Source organism: Fischerella sp. (genome assembly GCF_013388695.1).
In the GTDB taxonomy this organism is placed as follows: Bacteria; Cyanobacteriota; Cyanobacteriia; order Cyanobacteriales; family Nostocaceae; genus PCC9605.
This window is the reverse complement of record NZ_JACAEU010000157.1, coordinates 25,542-41,960: the sequence shown is the minus strand read 5'-3', so window position 1 is coordinate 41,960 and position 16,419 is coordinate 25,542. Positions and strand designations below refer to the sequence as shown.

General features: G+C 44.7%; 14 protein-coding genes and 1 pseudogene. 4 read left to right on the top strand and 11 right to left on the bottom strand.

What is annotated here, in order from left to right; all coding sequences use genetic code 11:
- The 10 genes and pseudogenes from HXY43_RS21740 to pgeF form a co-directional block, all read right to left on the bottom strand.
- The coding region (locus HXY43_RS21740) for a cobyrinate a,c-diamide synthase (RefSeq protein ID WP_290887630.1) at nucleotides 1-780 on the bottom strand (780 nt) is incomplete at its 3' end.
- 85 nt (nucleotides 781-865) lie between these two features.
- Nucleotides 866-2,239, bottom strand: a complete 1,374-nt coding sequence (opcA, locus tag HXY43_RS21735; protein ID WP_290887627.1) for a glucose-6-phosphate dehydrogenase assembly protein OpcA — start codon at nucleotides 2,237-2,239, stop codon at nucleotides 866-868.
- Between the two features lie 142 nt (nucleotides 2,240-2,381).
- Nucleotides 2,382-3,911, bottom strand: coding sequence for a glucose-6-phosphate dehydrogenase (gene zwf / locus HXY43_RS21730; RefSeq protein ID WP_290887624.1), 1,530 nt, complete (start codon nucleotides 3,909-3,911; stop codon nucleotides 2,382-2,384).
- Nucleotides 3,912-4,037: 126 nt separating this feature from the next.
- Nucleotides 4,038-5,183 (bottom strand): transaldolase, encoded by a 1,146-nt coding sequence (tal, locus tag HXY43_RS21725; RefSeq protein WP_290887621.1) that lies wholly within the window; start codon nucleotides 5,181-5,183, stop codon nucleotides 4,038-4,040.
- A gap of 154 nt (nucleotides 5,184-5,337) precedes the next feature.
- Nucleotides 5,338-6,390 carry a class 1 fructose-bisphosphatase gene (fbp, locus tag HXY43_RS21720; protein WP_290887618.1) on the bottom strand — a complete coding sequence of 351 codons (1,053 nt, stop codon included), beginning with the start codon at nucleotides 6,388-6,390 and terminating at the stop codon, nucleotides 5,338-5,340.
- A 425-nt stretch (nucleotides 6,391-6,815) separates the two neighbouring features.
- Nucleotides 6,816-7,100 (bottom strand): RNA-binding protein, encoded by a 285-nt coding sequence (locus tag HXY43_RS21715; protein WP_026733318.1) that lies wholly within the window; start codon nucleotides 7,098-7,100, stop codon nucleotides 6,816-6,818.
- Between the two features lie 835 nt (nucleotides 7,101-7,935).
- A complete protein-coding gene (locus tag HXY43_RS21710; RefSeq protein ID WP_026735838.1) occupies nucleotides 7,936-8,154 on the bottom strand; it encodes a hypothetical protein in 219 nt (72 codons plus the stop codon).
- Nucleotides 8,155-8,487: 333 nt separating this feature from the next.
- A complete protein-coding gene (locus HXY43_RS21705; protein WP_290887614.1) occupies nucleotides 8,488-9,885 on the bottom strand; it encodes an amidase in 1,398 nt (465 codons plus the stop codon).
- Between the two features lie 123 nt (nucleotides 9,886-10,008).
- Nucleotides 10,009-10,146: pseudogene (locus tag HXY43_RS21700) on the bottom strand (CU044_2847 family protein); the annotation flags it as partial.
- A 36-nt stretch (nucleotides 10,147-10,182) separates the two neighbouring features.
- The gene (gene pgeF, locus HXY43_RS21695; protein ID WP_290887611.1) at nucleotides 10,183-10,968 is read right to left on the bottom strand and encodes a peptidoglycan editing factor PgeF; all 786 of its coding nucleotides are present in this window, start codon (nucleotides 10,966-10,968) and stop codon (nucleotides 10,183-10,185) included.
- A gap of 76 nt (nucleotides 10,969-11,044) precedes the next feature.
- On the opposite strand from pgeF, the gene HXY43_RS21690 reads away from it, so the two are divergent.
- The gene (locus HXY43_RS21690) at nucleotides 11,045-11,863 is read left to right on the top strand and encodes a biotin--[acetyl-CoA-carboxylase] ligase (protein WP_290887608.1); all 819 of its coding nucleotides are present in this window, start codon (nucleotides 11,045-11,047) and stop codon (nucleotides 11,861-11,863) included.
- An 86-nt stretch (nucleotides 11,864-11,949) separates the two neighbouring features.
- Nucleotides 11,950-13,560, top strand: a complete 1,611-nt coding sequence (locus HXY43_RS21685; RefSeq protein WP_290887605.1) for a peptidoglycan DD-metalloendopeptidase family protein — start codon at nucleotides 11,950-11,952, stop codon at nucleotides 13,558-13,560.
- A gap of 64 nt (nucleotides 13,561-13,624) precedes the next feature.
- Here HXY43_RS21685 and HXY43_RS21680 read toward each other — a convergent pair whose 3' ends face one another.
- On the bottom strand, nucleotides 13,625-14,305 hold the full coding sequence (locus tag HXY43_RS21680) for a riboflavin synthase (RefSeq protein WP_290887602.1): 681 nt from the start codon (nucleotides 14,303-14,305) through the stop codon (nucleotides 13,625-13,627).
- A gap of 339 nt (nucleotides 14,306-14,644) precedes the next feature.
- On the opposite strand from HXY43_RS21680, the gene HXY43_RS21675 reads away from it, so the two are divergent.
- Together HXY43_RS21675 and HXY43_RS21670 are read left to right on the top strand one after the other, a co-directional pair.
- Entirely contained in the window at nucleotides 14,645-15,142 is a 498-nt protein-coding gene (locus HXY43_RS21675) for a bifunctional nuclease family protein (protein WP_026735829.1), read from the top strand.
- Nucleotides 15,143-15,237: 95 nt separating this feature from the next.
- Complete coding sequence (locus HXY43_RS21670) at nucleotides 15,238-16,368, top strand: aldo/keto reductase (RefSeq protein WP_290887598.1); 1,131 nt, start codon at nucleotides 15,238-15,240, stop codon at nucleotides 16,366-16,368.
- The last annotated feature ends 51 nt before the right edge of the window (nucleotides 16,369-16,419 follow it).

Below are 16,419 nucleotides of genomic sequence, written 5' to 3'. Positions count from 1 at the left end.
GGGCCGGGGAGAGGGGGAGAGGGAGTGAATACTTGTGACTTCTGATTTCAGCAGGGGTAACAATTTTTCCCAGTCAAAGCAAGCATCCCCTAGATCGGCGAGTCGGTCAATCAAAGCATTGAGTTGAGGGAGTTCTGCTGTGGGTACTAAACCGAGATGGCGATCGGGAATGGTAATGTTATCTTGTCGTCGCAATACACCGAGAATAGGTAATTGTAGGGGTTCGAGAGAATCTTTGAGCAATTGCAGGTGGCGATCGCTTCCCACACGATTTAGGATCGCACCGACTATTTTAATTCTAGGATCAAAGCAGCGATAACCGTGGGCGATCGCTGCCGCAGAACCAGACAAGCGACTGCAATCAATCACCAATACTACAGGCAAATCCAACAGCCGCGCTATGTGAGCAGTACTGGCGAAATCTGTCATTTGTCCTTTGTCATTAGTCATTTGTTCTTGGTTTTTTACTAATGACAAATGACCAATGACTAATGACGAAACTCCATCAAATAGCCCCATCACTCCTTCCACGAGGGCATATTCACATTGTCGAGTGTGATAGGCAAAACACTGCTGTACGTAGGATTCAGATGTTAGTACTGGGTCTAAATTACGACAAGCACGTCCAGTTACTTGCTGATGAAACATTGGATCTATGTAATCTGGCCCAACCTTAAAAGATTGAACTTGCTTTGCCCACCGACATAAAGACGCCAACAGGGTGAGTGTGACAGTAGTCTTACCCACCCCGCTGCGTTCTCCAGCAATAATTAAAGCCATGAGTGAGAAATTATGAATTATGAATTATGAATTATGAATTGTACTAAAGAATACCGATTCATCATTCATTATTCATCATTCATTCCTAATTCTTAACTCCTAATTTAAGAATTTGCCCGATCACCGCAAGGCTTTCTTCAAACAGTGCCTCATGACCCCAGCGTTGTACCTGTTGACTTAGCAGAACTTCTGCCTTTTGCTCTGAGAGTGAAGTCACTTGTTGGAATAGTCCAACAGATTGGGCACCGCCTTGGGTTTCCATCCGCATACAACCGCCAGTTTCCGAACAGATAACTGTACCGCAGTTCGCTTGTGGATTTGTGGAACTTAGGCGTAAGGCAATCAAATCACCAGGAACTTCGCCCACATCAGCAACCGGAACTCCTGCTAACTCGGCTTCTATTTGCCGTTGGTCGTCAGCGGTAAAGCTAATGCGTGTAATATCGTAATCTCCGCTTTCTTTTTGATAAGAAACCGGATGCCAACTCAAGCGACTTGCCAACCAACCCAAAAATAGCAACGCTTGGGCAGGGTTGCCTTTTTCGTAATCAATATTGACTCTGTCAATTTCTACAAGGGCGGCGCGACGCTGTGGCGGATCGTAAGCCTCAGCTGTTAACTCTTGCCATGCTGAGAGGCGACGCCAGTTTAAATCAGCTAATGGTACACCATTTTCTGCCAATGCTTGCAGGCTAAGTAAATCCGTTTCTGGATCGTTAAAATTGCAAGAATCGACAATAATATTATTGCATACTGCGGCTAGTCGCTTAAATAAACTATTGTTGGGGTCTGGTGTTGCTTTCCACCACAGAAACTTAGGTAAACCCCCAATCATCAATGCTGGCACCATACCACTAATCCGTTCTAAGGCGGCGGCGGTTCCGGTAAGAGTTATGTATTCGCAGCAGATCAAAGTACTTGATGAACCTTTTTGGATCGGGCAATAGGCAGAGACTTGTGCCTTCACGCCTTCGTCTTCTCCAACTACTGGCAGGAGATTAATAATACGGCAGGGGTTGCGGAGGGCAATTTCATCCGCAATTCTAGGGCTTTTTGCATCCAAGCTATAGGAACCAGAAGCATTTTCGGCTATTGCGTTACTATAGTGACGTTTGGCAACTTCTTCTCGCAACAGAGTCAAAGTTTCCTCTGTAGCTGTTCCAGTCTCTATCAATCCGTACTTTTTCTGTACTTCCCGTAATGCTGCTTGTGTTTGCGGGCCAGGAATGCCATCAATTGGGCCATTGTAAAATCCCAAAGCAGCGAGTAAATGCTGGGTTTCTTCCGACTCGTAAACCACCAAAGTAAATGTGGTTGCCCTTGTCGCCGCCGGAAGTGTACCATCTTCGCCAGCAATGCCGTAACTTTGCCAAATTTGATTTAGTTCCGCTTCAATATCTGTAAGCGAAACGTCTTTTGGAGCCTGAAGTGAAAAAATAGTAGGAGCTTGGAGAGTCATAGCGATTGAATTATGAATTATGAAGTATGAATTATGAAGTAGGGTAAAGGTTAAAGGATAAAGGGTAAAGGTGTTTTCCCTTTCCCCCTTGCCCCCTTATCCCCAGAGGGGGCCCGAGTTCCCCCTTCCCCTTTCACCTCTTCTACAATCTCCGCCAGCGGCGATTATCTCTGTTAATCAATAATTCCGCTTCTACGGGTTCCCAAGTACCAGCTTCATACTGGGGAATAGTTGCCGGATCTGTAGGTGCATCCCAAACAGAAAGCGCTGGTGTGACAACCTGCCAAGCTGCTTCCACTTCGTCTCCCCGTGTGAACAATGTTTGATCGCCCATCATACAATCCAAAAATAGGCGATCGTAGGCATCAGATTTCGCTTCGATGCCAAAAGAGCCATAACTAAAGTCCATATCTACCGAACGGGTACGGAATTCTGCCCCAGGCATTTTGACATCAAAACGTAAGGAAATTCCTTCATTGGGCTGAATCCGCATTGCCAGAATGTTGGCATTCATTTGTTGGGCGGCAGATTGAAACATCCGAGAAGGAACTTCGCGATAGTGGATGGAAATCTCGCTGACTTTTTTCGGCATCCGCTTCCCAGTACGCAGGTAGAAGGGAACTCCTTGCCAGCGCCAGTTGTCAACCAAAAACTTCATCGCTACATAGGTGGGTGTTGTGGAGTTGGGATTAACCCCTGGTTCTTGTCGATACCCGGGTACGGGTTTCCCTTTCATCCACCCGGCACTATATTGACCGCGCACTGCTGAAAGGTGGAGATTGTGGATATCTGCAAGACGGGTAGCTTGTAGTGCCTTCACTTTTTCCGTACGGATACTGTCGGCATCCATCGAGTTAGGAGGCTCCATTGCTGTCAGACAGAAAAGTTGCATTAGGTGGTTTTGCAACATATCCCGCAGTGCGCCGGAGGTTTCATAATAGCCAGCCCTGTCTTCAACTCCCACAGTTTCAGCTACAGTAATCTGAACGTGGTCAACAAACTGACGATTCCACAACGGTTCAAAAATCGCATTGGCAAAGCGAAACACCAGCAAGTTTTGTACTGTTTCTTTACCCAAGTAATGGTCGATGCGGTAGACTTGCTGCTCTTTGCAATATTTCTGCACTACTAAGTTAAGGCTCTTAGCAGAAGCTAAATCGCGACCAAAGGGCTTTTCAATCACCAGACGATGCTTGTAAGGATCGTCCAGCATTCCCGCAGTTCCTAGCTGTTTAATTGCCTCTGCAAAGAAGTTGGGTGCAACGGAAAGGTAGAACATCCGGTTTCCTCGGGTTCCCCGTTTCTCATCTAACTCCTTCAACAAAGTCTTCAGCTTCTGATAGCTTTCGGTGTTGTCGATATTACCAGAACAGTAGAACAGTCCTTGGGAAAAGTCTTGCCAGAGTTCCTCCGGGCCAACACCGCCATGAACTTCTTCCATGCCCTTTCGCATTTGTTCGCGGAAGTACTCATGACTCCAGTCTCGACGTGCCACGCCGACAATAGTTGTCTCTGGTGGAATGCGCCGTTCCCGTCGCAATTTATAAAGTGCTGGCACGAGTTTGCGCCAAGTAAGGTCTCCAGAAGCACCAAAGATGACTATGATCTGGGGTTCGGGCATCCCTTGCTGTTGCAGACCTACCCGCAGGGGATTTTCTAGCAGACTGACCATAATAATTTTGGATTTTAGGTTTGAGAGTTTGGGATTTGTTAGTAGTTAGTAGTTAGTAGTTAGTAGTTAGTGGTTAGTGGTTAATTATTGACTACTAACCACTATCCACTAACCACTAACAATTACTTACACTGGCGACAACTCCTTGATCTTGTTTTCTAAGGAGTTCATCAGGGATTGGAAGGGCTTGACAAATTTGTCAATACCTTCAACTAGCAGTTCGTCCATCACTGTGTTGATGTCGATGTTCACGTCTGGATCTTTAAGGCTTTCCATCAGGTTATAAGCCTCCTCTACGTTTGTTTCCACGCGGTTAGCGACATCGCAGTGATCGGCGCAAGCTTCAATTGTCGCTGGTGGCAGGGTGTTAACGGTATCCGGCCCAACCAACTCATCAACGTACATCACGTCGCTGTAGTCGGGGTCTTTGGTGCTGGTGCTTGCCCACAGTAAGCGTTGCACTTTTGCACCTTTTGCCGCTAAAGCTTGCCAGCGATCGCTTTGCACAATCTTTTTATATTCCTGATAGGCAATCTTTGCGTTAGCGATCGCTACTTTTCCTTTAATTGCCTTTAGCTTTGCTTCAACATTCTGATCGTCAACACCTTTGGCTAGCTTGGCGTCAATCTTACCATCAATGTTGCTGTCAATCCGGCTGAGGAAGAAGCTAGCTACAGAAGCAATTTTGCTGATGTCCTTACCTTGCGCTGCTCGTTTTTCTAAGCCGCGAATGTAAGCCCAAACTGTGTTGATATAGCTTTGCACCGAGAACAACAGCGTGATATTAACATTAATGCCCTCGGATATTACCTGCTCGACCGCTGGTAAACCAGATTCTGTGCCGGGAATTTTAATCATGACATTTTCCCGACCGATTTCTTGGAAGTAGCGACGAGCTTCAGCAATGCTTGCTTCAGTATCGTGAGCAATTGTGGGTGGTACTTCTATGCTGACATAACCATCCAACCCATTCGAGCCTTCGTAAACAGGGCGCAAAATATCACAGGCATCGCGGATATCTTTGAAAACCAGCGATTCGTAAATTTTGTAAGTTGGCAATCCAGCCCGAACTCCGGCTTCGATATCGCGATCGTACATGGCATTATTGGCGATCGCTTTTTCAAAAATAGTTGGATTAGAAGTAATCCCGCAAATACCTTTATTCTCAACCAAGTCTTTCAGTTCACCGGACTGAATGATGTCACGGCTCAAGTTATCCATCCAGATACTCTGACCGTAGTTTTTTATCTCTAATAAATGATTTGTTGTCATGAGTTTCTTTTAACTCCTACAATTATCTTTCCAAGAGATATTTTTCAAATCGAGTTAGTTGTTGTTGGTTGGTTGTTGGTTGTTGATTGTTGGTTATTCCAAACACCAAACAACTAACACCAAACACCAAACAACTAACACCAAACAACAATTACTAATGGCCGTTCTGAATAAAAGACTCTACCTTCGCCACATCTTCTTTGCTGCCAATAATCAGAGGGGTGCGTTGATGTAGTTTTTTTGGCACCACGTCCAAAATATTTTCATGTCCTGTAGTGGCACGACCACCTGCTTGCTCAATCACATAAGCAAGGGGAGCAGTTTCATAAAGTAGGCGTAGTTTACCTTCTGGTTTTTGAACTGTGCCTGGGTAGAGAAATACACCACCTTGAATCAAAATCCTGTGAATATCGCTAACCATTGCCCCGCTATAGCGAGCGGTATAACCTTCTGTACGATGGACATAGCGGATATATTCCCGAATTGATTCATCCCACTGCCAAAAGTTCCCCTCGTTAACGCTATACACAGGGCCATGGGCAGGAATCTGAATATTTTCTTCGGTCAGAATAAACTCCCCTAAGCTGGGATCGAGGGTAAAGGAATGAACACCCCTTCCTATAGTATAGACTAGCATTGTACTGGGGCCATACAGGATGTACCCGGCAGCAATTTGCTTGCGTCCAGATGCCAGCAAATCAGTTGCCGAACCATCAATGTCTTCCCCTTCCTGTTGGCGAATCGAAAAGATGGAACCCAAGCTGAGATTAATGTCGGTATTAGATGAGCCATCAATAGGATCGTATAGCAGAGTGTAGCGGCCAATTGGGCAGTTTTCAGGAATGTAGTAAGGTTTTTCCATTTCCTCAGAAGCTAAGCGACATACTAATCCGCTTTGCTTGAACACCCCGATAAATACGTCGTTGGCATAGACATCCATCTTTTTGACGGATTCTCCTTGGACGTTAGTCTCTCCAGTAAATCCGAGAACACCTTCCATTAAACCAGCGCGGCTAAGATGACGAGCAATAAGTTTGCCAGCCAGCGCGATGCGATTCATCAGTGCACTCAAATCCTGTGCTTCTGGGGAAAAAGTCTGAAGTTGCTGTAGGACGTGACGGGATAAAGTAGTACAATCACGATCTAAGCTGCGGTCTGCGGCAGCGTCTTTGATAGACAGCCCTAAAGATTCTGCTGCTTTAGTCATTATTTTGTCCTCCCTAGCAACTGGCTGTTTTTGAGATTGAGCCGTGTTTAGCAACTTGTGGTTGCTGCCTCTATCTTAGAAATGTAATTTGACAATTCAAATGTGATTTTAGACAAACTAAAGAAATCGGCCTCTTGTGGCGTTAGCGCCAAGTAACTTTTCCATTTGAAATGCTATTCCCAGAAAATCTACCTAGTTTTACTGGTAATCCAAATTTATTGGCTATGCACCAGCCATTAGTCAGAATGAGTAAAAATAGCTGTGACAGCAAAAATCGACCAATCGTGCCATTTTCTGATTAGTCACGACCGGCCGGATATTTTGCTGCTATTAAGTTGTTGGTTGTTAATTATTTCTAGCTACTTCTGCGACTGATGCCTTGCGTAACGAGAAAATAATTTGCTATGATTGTCTTTCACAACTGCTTAAGAGTATTGTTTTTTTGCCCAACTACCTCGTCGGTTATCTTCTCGTGGTCTTGCCTTGTTAACTCTAAGTTGACGACCCATCCATTCAGCGCCATCTAACTCTGTAATCGCTGCATCTTCTTGGGCATCTTCAAGCATTTCAACAAAGGCAAAGCCGCGCAGCTTGCCAGTATCGCGGTCAGTGGGCAAGACAACTCTTTTAACCTGGCCGTAATCAGCAAAAACTGCTTTCAAGTCTTCTTCAGTAGCGCTGTAGGAGAGGTTTCCAACGTAAATAGTCATCTGGATCACGTAAGTCTCAACTCGAAGCGATAAACTCAGCTGAAAACAGAGTTAACAAAAAACATTAAGATGGCTTTCGTCTGATCTGATTGACCATGGCGACCAATGTAGAAAGAAAGCAACTAATGAAGTTACATTATCCACGAGCCGGCCAATAGTCAGGCTGAATTTCCGCGTACGCTCATATGATAACCGATCTCGACATTTTTGGAAGTATGAGATTTTACAAACCCTTTTAACTTCAAATTAGACTCTCTTATATCTGTTGTTTATCTTATGGTTAAGAGGGTTTTCCTTAGTATTTTCGATGCTTTCAGTGTCAAATCTACCTATTTGTGCAGATGCGAAATTTCCCTATTTACCCGTCTTTATTTTAAAAAGGAATGGAATTTTTAATTAAGCGATCGCACTTAGCTGAAGTGTATCGTTAGATATCAGCAAAGATATATTTGTGTGAGTAAAAACGAGCAATAAAAATACAGACAAAGGTCTGCTGAATTTCAGCAGACCTTTTAAATAAAGAAATTTCAAAACTAGCTAAATTTTATAAAGGGTAGGTTGAAAATCCTGTGACTTTTAGTCTAGGGATGAAAACCACTCTTATGAGCTTTAGCCCTAAGTGACATTTTATTTGCCGTGGAGATGGTAAGCTTATGAAATGAAAGTGGCAGGGTAATCAAACACTTAAAAACCGATTGCTACCTAACACGTAGACGAGTCAGTGCGGTCTTGGAGTCTCCCCAAATAAAACAACTGTCGTGCTGTACCTTGACAATAGAATCTTGCTGGTTCTACTTCATTGTTCTAGCATTCTCCCTAGAAGTAGGTAAAAGATTCACTCAATTGCAATTGACTGAGGACCCCCTGCTTTGCCATTATGTCCCTCAGTAGTAGAGGTGGTGTAGGTGGTTGAGCCAATCTGTTGAGATAGCCAGCTTTTAACAGGATCGTCAGCAAGGTTGAGTCGAAGCACACCAGAGAAGAACCCGCCCATAAATGAAACTGGGTGCTGGGTGAATTGTTGCCAGATTGGCGTCAGTTCGTCAATGAACATAAGTAATTTCCTGGCGTTAGCATCAAGAATTGTTAATTTAACATCAATCTTAGCGCGTGCAGTGCTGCTTTGGTTAATAAGCGTGTTTCGTAGAGATGTGGTTAAGATTGTTAACGTGCTATCAACAGGCTCAAACAATTTCGCCGTATCGCCACCCGATACGATCGTCTCCATTCTTTTGTGGTTATAGTTTGAAAACACACCCTAGGGAGATCTTATACTTTGAAGAAATCCTCTCAGTTTCGAGTTTTCTGTCTCATTAACCATCATCAAAATTCCTCTGCATCTGGTGCGTTAACCGAAATTACAAGTATTACACCAGATGCAATATTATTAAACAACAAATACAGGACGATGACCAATCCAAGGTTGAGCAGCTTCCAATTGCGCTGCTAAGCTGATGAGAGTTGCTTCCGCGGCAGGTTTTCCAACTAATTGCACGCCTATAGGTAAACCTTTTTCGTCAAAACCAACAGGAAGTGCGATCGCTGGTTGTCCGGTGGCATTAGCTGGGGGACAAGGAGCAACCCAATTAACAATATTCTGGAATGTATCTTCTGGACTCAGATGCGCCCATTCACCTACACGGATGGGTGAATGCAAATATACGGGCAATACTAGTACATCCACAGTGTCAAAAAATGCTACGATTTGCCGCGCTACCATTTGCATTTGATAAACAGCCTGGAGGTACTCGCCAGCAGAACCAGTGCGTGATAACAACCAACGATTCACAGGCTGCAATGCCTCAGCCGGAAGACCTGATGCAGCTACACCAGTTTGCCACACGGTTTGAAACGGTTCTATCAATCCGCTGAAATCTGGGGATTTTTCTGCAACTGTGTGGCCGAGTTCTTCTAATAACTTTACTGTTTGCAGCACGCCTTGCTTACAAGTGGCGTCAGCTTCTCCAATCGGCAGAATACTAGTAGCATATGCTACGCGCAATCTCCCAATTCTTTCTTTGCTAGCAGTGAGGAAAGATGGTTCGGGATCGGGTAGCCAATAAGGATCGCCTGCGACATAACCTGACATTACATCTAAAAGAGCAGCAGCATCGGCAACAGTACGGGCGATAGGGCCATTAGTTGCAATCCCACTGAGGCGATCGCCCACAGGTGCATGAGTCACCCGTCCCCGCGCTGGCTTGATTCCTACCAAACCGCAGCAAGCCGCAGGCCCGCGAATCGAACCACCACCATCGGAACCTTGGGCGATCGCACACAATCCGGCTGCAACTGCTGCTGCTGCGCCACCACTGGAACCGCCAGGAGTATATTCTAAATTCCAGGGATTTCGGGCTGGAGGAAATCCCGTAGGTTCTGTGTAAGGAAATGAACCTATTTCGGAAGTAGCAGTTTTACCGAGAAGAATAAACCCAGCTTGTTTAATCCGCGTCACTACACCATCATCGAAGTCAAGGATATTGTTGAGTAATGCCGGATTACCGAAGGTACAGGGGACACCCGCCACAGCGTTAAGATCCTTAATAGAAATAGGCACGCCAAAAAACGGTGGTAGCTCGTTGCTGCTTGCCAGCATTTCCGTTTTGGCTTTAGCATCAGCAAGAGCTTGCTCTGCCATCACCGTAAAATAACTTCCCAGTTTGGGATTCAAGCGTTGAATTCGTTCTAGGTATATTTGCACCAACTCTAGTGGCGACACTTCCTGGCGTCGGATTAACTGTGCCTGTTCTAGGGCTGGGGTAAAGGCTAAATCAATTTCATTCATTTTTTAGAGCCTCATCAAAGTAATCCTGACTTTACATAAAAATGCAGTTCGCCCTGAGACTGGAAGTCTGCGATTTCTAATCGCCAGGTATTTTTTGCAAAATGGGATGCCCCTTAAAAATACCTATTTTAGTTCAAGTTTATTTTCAGGAAACGAACACTCCACGGTAATTTTCAGGTTACTTTTAGCAGTGCCTTTTGTCACATAGGGAATCCCTGCTTCTCCACCCAGTTTGATGCCAAACTCTAAGGTAACTTTATCGTTGAACAGTTAACAACAACATTAGTTATTCATTTATTATTGACTTACAATTCCCGACCACTGCACTTTTTTCTGTTTTTCTCGACGATAAGAAAAGAAATGCTCTGGTGTTTGGTAGGTACAGTAAGGAGCGATCGCAATTTGTTCCGGACTAATTCCCAATTTTTCCATCTGTAAAGCATTCACTCGCCGGACATCCAAGCGCACTTTGCCGGGATTTGGGTCTGGAAGTAAGGGAGAATTTGGTAGTTCGTGCAATGCCTCGACAATCAATTCCTCGTTTTCATGTGGTATAATGCTAGCCCCGACTTCAGCGGCTACTTGAGTGGCTACCTGGTATACTTCTTTGGCGATCGCAGGCCCCATTGCTATTCGTAAATCTTCAATTTTGCTGCCCTGAGCTTGCAAGCGGGCAATTGCTTGCGGCACAATCTTTGCTGCTGTACCTCGCCACCCAGCGTGTACTGCTGCCACCAATCCTGTTTTTTCATCAGCAATCAGCACGGGTGTACAATCAGCACTGGCTACCCATACTGCTTGCAAAGGCTGTTCGCTCACTAAACCGTCTGCCGATACCAGAGCAGAATTATTTTCTTCCTCTATCTCATTTAACTGAGTAACAATTTCCGAAGGCGTGAGCACAGTGTTGCCATGTACCTGTTTTAAGCGATATCCTGAAGCATCTGGATGCAGTACCATCGTCAACTCTTCTGGAGAACGAGGCCAAAAATGTTGGGTAAAAAAGCCATGCGGCCAAGCTTCAAGAAGACTACAAGTCAGATAAGACATTCCTTCCCAAGTATGCCAGTGCCAAGTGTGCATCTTCCAACCAGCCTAAAAACGAAATAAAAATCAGCCAATTAATGCTAACTTGAACAAGAAAATTTAGGTAAACTCTGTGGGATTGGATCGGCAACAGTTGGAAGTAGCCCTAAGAGTCGGGCGCGAGTATACTTATTTACCGTTTCGCTTGCATATATTTGAATCTGTCGCTTCAACTAATCAAACCCTTTGGGAATTGGTAGAACAAGGAGTCGAGCCTGGATGTGTAGTTATTGCCACTCAGCAAACAGCTGGACGGGGACAATGGGGACGGCAATGGATTTCGCCAGCGGGAGGATTGTATCTTTCGCTGTTTGTTGCTCCTCATATAGCAGCTAACAATAACTATCAGCTCACTTTTGCTAGTGCTTGGGGAATTGCCAATCAATTGCGAAAATGCGGCGTCGATGTTGCGATTAAATGGCCTAACGATCTAGTTATCGACAAGCGCAAATTGGGCGGTATTTTAACGGAAACCAAAGTCAATCAAGGAACAATTACTCAAGCAGTCATAGGTGTTGGGATTAATTGGACAAACCCAGTCCCAGAAACTGGGATTAATCTGGAAACATGGCAAGCTTCCAAAGAGTCCAGACCTATATCCAGTTTAGAAATGCTGGCGGCGAAAATTTTACTAGGAATAGAATCCGGTATACAGAGTCTTTTGCAAGAAGGAGTAAATATATTATTGACTCGCTATCTGGAATTGCTAGCAAATGTTGGCGATCGCGTATACGTCAACAATTTGGCAGGCAATATAGTTGGTGTGACTCCTACTGGGGAACTGCATGTGCGTATGGATATATCTACATCCGTAACTTCGACAGTACCTGAAATCTACCTCCAGCCCGGTATAATCAGTTTGGGCTACAGCAAAAATCAGGTTAATTTCTAAGCTTTCCCAAAACTTTAAATTTGGGCTGGGAAACTACTGACAAAATTAAGATTAGGCAAACTACGTACTTACACCACCACCAAGCAATGACGCAGCGCAATCACTCTGCCCCTAACCGTTTGCACCACTCATGGCAGCGAACGCTGCCAGCACAGAGTATCTGTTGGCTTGGCAGCTTCAGCCTTCTGAGCAGCGGCCTGGTACTTGCCCAAACCGAATCAGCCATAGACAATATTGTCCCGACAGTAGAAAATACCCAACCAGCAGCGGGCAATATTGTCAAACAAGAAGTAGTTGAGCGTAGTCATGCTGCTCCTACTCCAGAGGTAGCTCAATCGCAGCCGGAATTTTCTCAACGGCGAACCAGACTTAAACACAAACTGCGGAAAGTCGAAATTTCCCAGCCTCCAGCACAAAAAAGACAGTCTCAACCTCAAGCTGAAGCTTCCCAGTCTGTAGTCAGAGTCCGAAATTCCAAACCCCAGGTAGCAGCTTCTCAATCTACAGAAACGGTGAGGGACTCATCACCCAATAATGCTCCTGTTGTTATTAGAGAAAGAAAACCGCAAGTAGAATTTGCAGCTCCGACTAAGCCTAGTTCTACACCACAGAAACTACCTGAAGTCGCCCAACCAGCAAACAACTCTTCAAGTACTGCTAGCGCGACAACAGGTCAAACCAAGGACTACAATAACGCTTATATTGACCCGACTGATTACAATCCCGCAGCCAAGTACGAAGCTCCCAGTAGCGTGGTAATTACAGAACGTTCCACCGGTTGTAAAGCTATATTGGTGCAAGGAGTTTCTAGCACTATTTGTGGTAGCAATCAGTCTGTAGCTAACTCCAAAACAGGAACACCGAGTTGGCTAAGAAAAAGTCAAAACGCTCGGTTAGCTGCCGCTACACCAGTCAAGTGGATTGCCACTAAGAGTGAAAGCAATACTGGATGGCGTCCGCCTCGGGTGATTTCTAAAGTCATTGCTAATGCTAATCGGGTTGCTAATGTGGGTGTGACCAAGAGTACTTATCGCGCAAACCGCTATATTCCCGATCCCAGCAGTTTTACCCCTACGACTACAGTTAGTTCGGTTCCCATCGCACCGAGTGGCGGTACTTTGCCTGCACCGATGACAGCTGACAACTCTGCGCCCCGCCCCAGTGTGGTAGCTTATAATATCCCTCTGGCAACGACATTACCGCGAATCGCCTATAGCACTATGTATGGTAGTAGAGTTGCGATTGGCGGTACAGGGTTAGCGTTCCCGCTGATTGTTCCTGCGCCAATTACTTCTTTATTTGGTTGGCGAACTCATCCAATTACTGGCGATCGCCGTTTCCACTCTGGTATGGATTTGGGTGCTGCTATGGGAACACCAATTTTGGCAGCATACTCCGGTCAAGTAGAAACTGCTGACTGGCAGGGTGGCTATGGCTTAGCTGTAGTCCTGAATCATAATAACGCTCTCCAAACCCTCTACGGTCACATGTCCGAAATCTTTGTTCAACCTGGTCAGTGGGTAGAACGGGGAAGCGTGATTGGACGAGTTGGCAGTACAGGTAACTCTACAGGGTCCCACCTGCACTTTGAAGTGCGCCAACTGACACCCCAAGGATGGGTTGCAACAGACCCAGGTCTACCATTACAGTCTGCTCTTAACCAACTGGTACAGACCTCTCAGACAGCTAAAAAATGATGAATTATGAATTATGAATTATGAATGAACTATTTTCATAATTCATAATTCATAATTCATACTTTTAAAAGTACCCGTGTTCGGCCAAGAATGTGGGTGTTATTTCATCATCGCTTGTGCCTGCGTCTGCTATTGGGTCTCGTTTGCCGCTATAAAGGAATTTTTCTACGTATTTGCCCAGAATATCCCCTTCAAGATTCACCCAACTGCCCGGAACGAGATAGCGGAGATTTGTTTCGGCATAGGTAAGAGGAATGACTGCTACCTTAAACTGCAAAATGTCTGGATCGTAACCGGCAACCGTAAGGCTGATACCGTTTACGGCTATACTACCTTTGGGAACTATGTAACGGGCGATCGCATCAGGGGCTGTAAAAGTCATTTCCCAAGAAGTAGCTGTCTGTTGTGCCGCAACTAGGCGACCGATACCGTCTATATGTCCCATAACAAAATGACCGCCAACTTTGCTACCTACCCGTAAGGAAGTTTCTAAATTTACATATCTTGGTTCTGCTTGCTCTTTTCCTAAGGTTGTACGGCGCAAGGTTTCCGGTGATGCAGTCGCAATAAAACCATCCTTCAAAATTTCTTCCACGGTCAAACAAATGCCATCCACTGCTACGCTGTCACCATAAGCCAGATCTCCCATAACTGATTCTGATGCATGGTTAACACAACTGATTTGCCAATAATCCCCTGCTAAGGGTCTTATAGTTCCTAATGTCTGAATTATTCCTGTAAACACGGCTGTTTAGTTAATTTAACTCTATTTATTGCTTAATTTTGACCAAAATTAACTAGTAATTTCTTAGAGGTATAAGAAAATTAAAGTATCTTTTTTAACTATATTTTGTATCAAGCTCCCAATACATTTACAGTTAATATAAGAGTGATTTGGATATTTATATTATTGCCGAACTAAACTGATTTGACTTACTCTGGTGTTCACAACCATTTGGGAGTTTAATAGAAGCAATTATAGAAAATAAAGACTATGTTTGTAATTGTCCCAAACTTGCCCAAGCAAGGGTACGATTTGTTACATGTACCTCCTAGCGCTCAAAAGATTGTAGAGGCTTAGCCAATGATTGAAATGAAAGTCGCTGGCATAGCGTTAGATGCCATAACCCGCAGCCCGATTGTCCTTTTGAAGGATGCTTCCGATCGGCGCGCTTTGCCTATTTATATCGGTCAAGAACAGGCTAGGGCAATAATGGGCGCACTGGAGAATCAGAAGCCTCCTAGACCCTTAACTCACGACCTGATTGTAAATATTCTAGAGGTCTGGAACATGACTCTAGAGCGCGTCATCATTCATTCTCTACAAAAGGACACATTCTACGCAGCCTTGATTGTCAAGCAAGGCGATGCCAAAAAAGAAATTGATGCTCGTCCTAGCGATGCGATCGCTGTTGCTCTCCGTACAAATACGCCTATTTGGGTAATGGAAGAGGTAATAGCTGATGCATCCATACCCGTAGATAGAGATGCTGATGAGGCTGAACAGCAAGCATTCCGCGAATTTATCTCTAACCTCCGCCCCGAGGATTTAATCAAACGCTTTGACAACGGTGAATCCTAGAAAAGTCAAGAGTCAAGAGTCAAAAGTCAAGAGTAAATGGTTTTTTCTTTTGACAATGGACAATAGACTGTTGGCTAATCACAAATCCTATAAAAATGCGATACCGACGCTTTGGAAAAACTGAACTGTGCCTTTCAGTATTTTCCTTGGGAACAATGCGCTATTTGGCTTCAGTTGAAAATGTATGGCAGACGATTCAAAAAGCCATAGCGCTGGGGATTAATCATATAGAAACTGCTAGAGGTTATGGCAAGAGTGAGGAGTATCTTGGTGGCGCGATCGCCCTGGGATTGCCGATACCCCGTTCGCAGCTTCACATCACTACCAAAATCCCTCCCACGGCAGATGCTGACACAATGCGTCGGTATATCGATGAATCCCTGGAGAGATTGCACCTGGATTATCTAGATTGCTTGGGGATTCATGGCTTAAATACTTGGGAACATTTAGACTGGGTGAAAGCAAATAATGGCTGTATGCAAGCAGTGCAGGAAACTGTTGCTGATGGACGTGTTCGACACGTTGGCTTTTCCACCCACGCTTCCCTAGAAGTGATTCTGGCAGCAATAAAAACAGACTTTTTTGAATTTGTCAATCTGCATTATTACTATTTTTTCCAACGCCATGCACCAGCCATTCAGCTAGCCGCAGCAAAGGACATGGGCGTGTTTATCATTTCTCCCGCCGATAAAGGCGGACGCCTGTATACGCCATCCCAAAAGCTGGTTGAGTTGTGTCATCCGTTCTCGCCTCTAGAGTTAAACTATCGATTTTTACTGAGTGACCCCCGCATTACTACTTTGAGTATGGGGCCAGCAACCCCAGAAGAACTAATCGAACCATTGCAAGTTGCTGACCGGGATGAGAAGTTAAAATCTGAGGAAATTACTGTTTTTCAGAGATTAGAAAATTACAAAAATAAAGCATTGGGTACTGAGAAATGCAGTCAGTGCTATGAATGCTTACCCTGTCCAGAAAATATCAATATTCCAGAAGTATTGCGACTGCGAAATTTAGCAGTTGCCTATGAGATGACCGATTACGGACAATATCGTTATGGCATGTTTGAAAACGCTGGTCACTGGTTTCCTGGGATGAAAGCGAACCGCTGTACAGAATGCGGTGACTGTTTGCCGAGGTGTCCTGAGAATTTAGATATTCCCGCTTTGTTGGAAGATGCCCATGAGAGGTTAAAAGGGAAAAGTGGTAGGCGGTTGTGGGGATAAATAATTAAATCAATTGGTGAAATTTTAGGGAATTGCGATCGCATTTTTTTA

Coding starts and splice junctions, on each gene's coding strand:
- opcA (WP_290887627.1), bottom strand. CDS start 2,239: ATGACTCTCCAAGCTCCTACTATTTTTTCACTTCAGGCTCCAAAAGAC.
- zwf (WP_290887624.1), bottom strand. CDS start 3,911: ATGGTCAGTCTGCTAGAAAATCCCCTGCGGGTAGGTCTGCAACAGCAA.
- tal (WP_290887621.1), bottom strand. CDS start 5,183: ATGACAACAAATCATTTATTAGAGATAAAAAACTACGGTCAGAGTATC.
- fbp (WP_290887618.1), bottom strand. CDS start 6,390: ATGACTAAAGCAGCAGAATCTTTAGGGCTGTCTATCAAAGACGCTGCC.
- HXY43_RS21715 (WP_026733318.1), bottom strand. CDS start 7,100: ATGACTATTTACGTTGGAAACCTCTCCTACAGCGCTACTGAAGAAGAC.
- HXY43_RS21710 (WP_026735838.1), bottom strand. CDS start 8,154: ATGTTCATTGACGAACTGACGCCAATCTGGCAACAATTCACCCAGCAC.
- HXY43_RS21705 (WP_290887614.1), bottom strand. CDS start 9,885: ATGAATGAAATTGATTTAGCCTTTACCCCAGCCCTAGAACAGGCACAG.
- pgeF (WP_290887611.1), bottom strand. CDS start 10,968: ATGCACACTTGGCACTGGCATACTTGGGAAGGAATGTCTTATCTGACT.
- HXY43_RS21685 (WP_290887605.1), top strand. CDS start 11,950: ATGACGCAGCGCAATCACTCTGCCCCTAACCGTTTGCACCACTCATGG.
- HXY43_RS21675 (WP_026735829.1), top strand. CDS start 14,645: ATGATTGAAATGAAAGTCGCTGGCATAGCGTTAGATGCCATAACCCGC.
- HXY43_RS21670 (WP_290887598.1), top strand. CDS start 15,238: ATGCGATACCGACGCTTTGGAAAAACTGAACTGTGCCTTTCAGTATTT.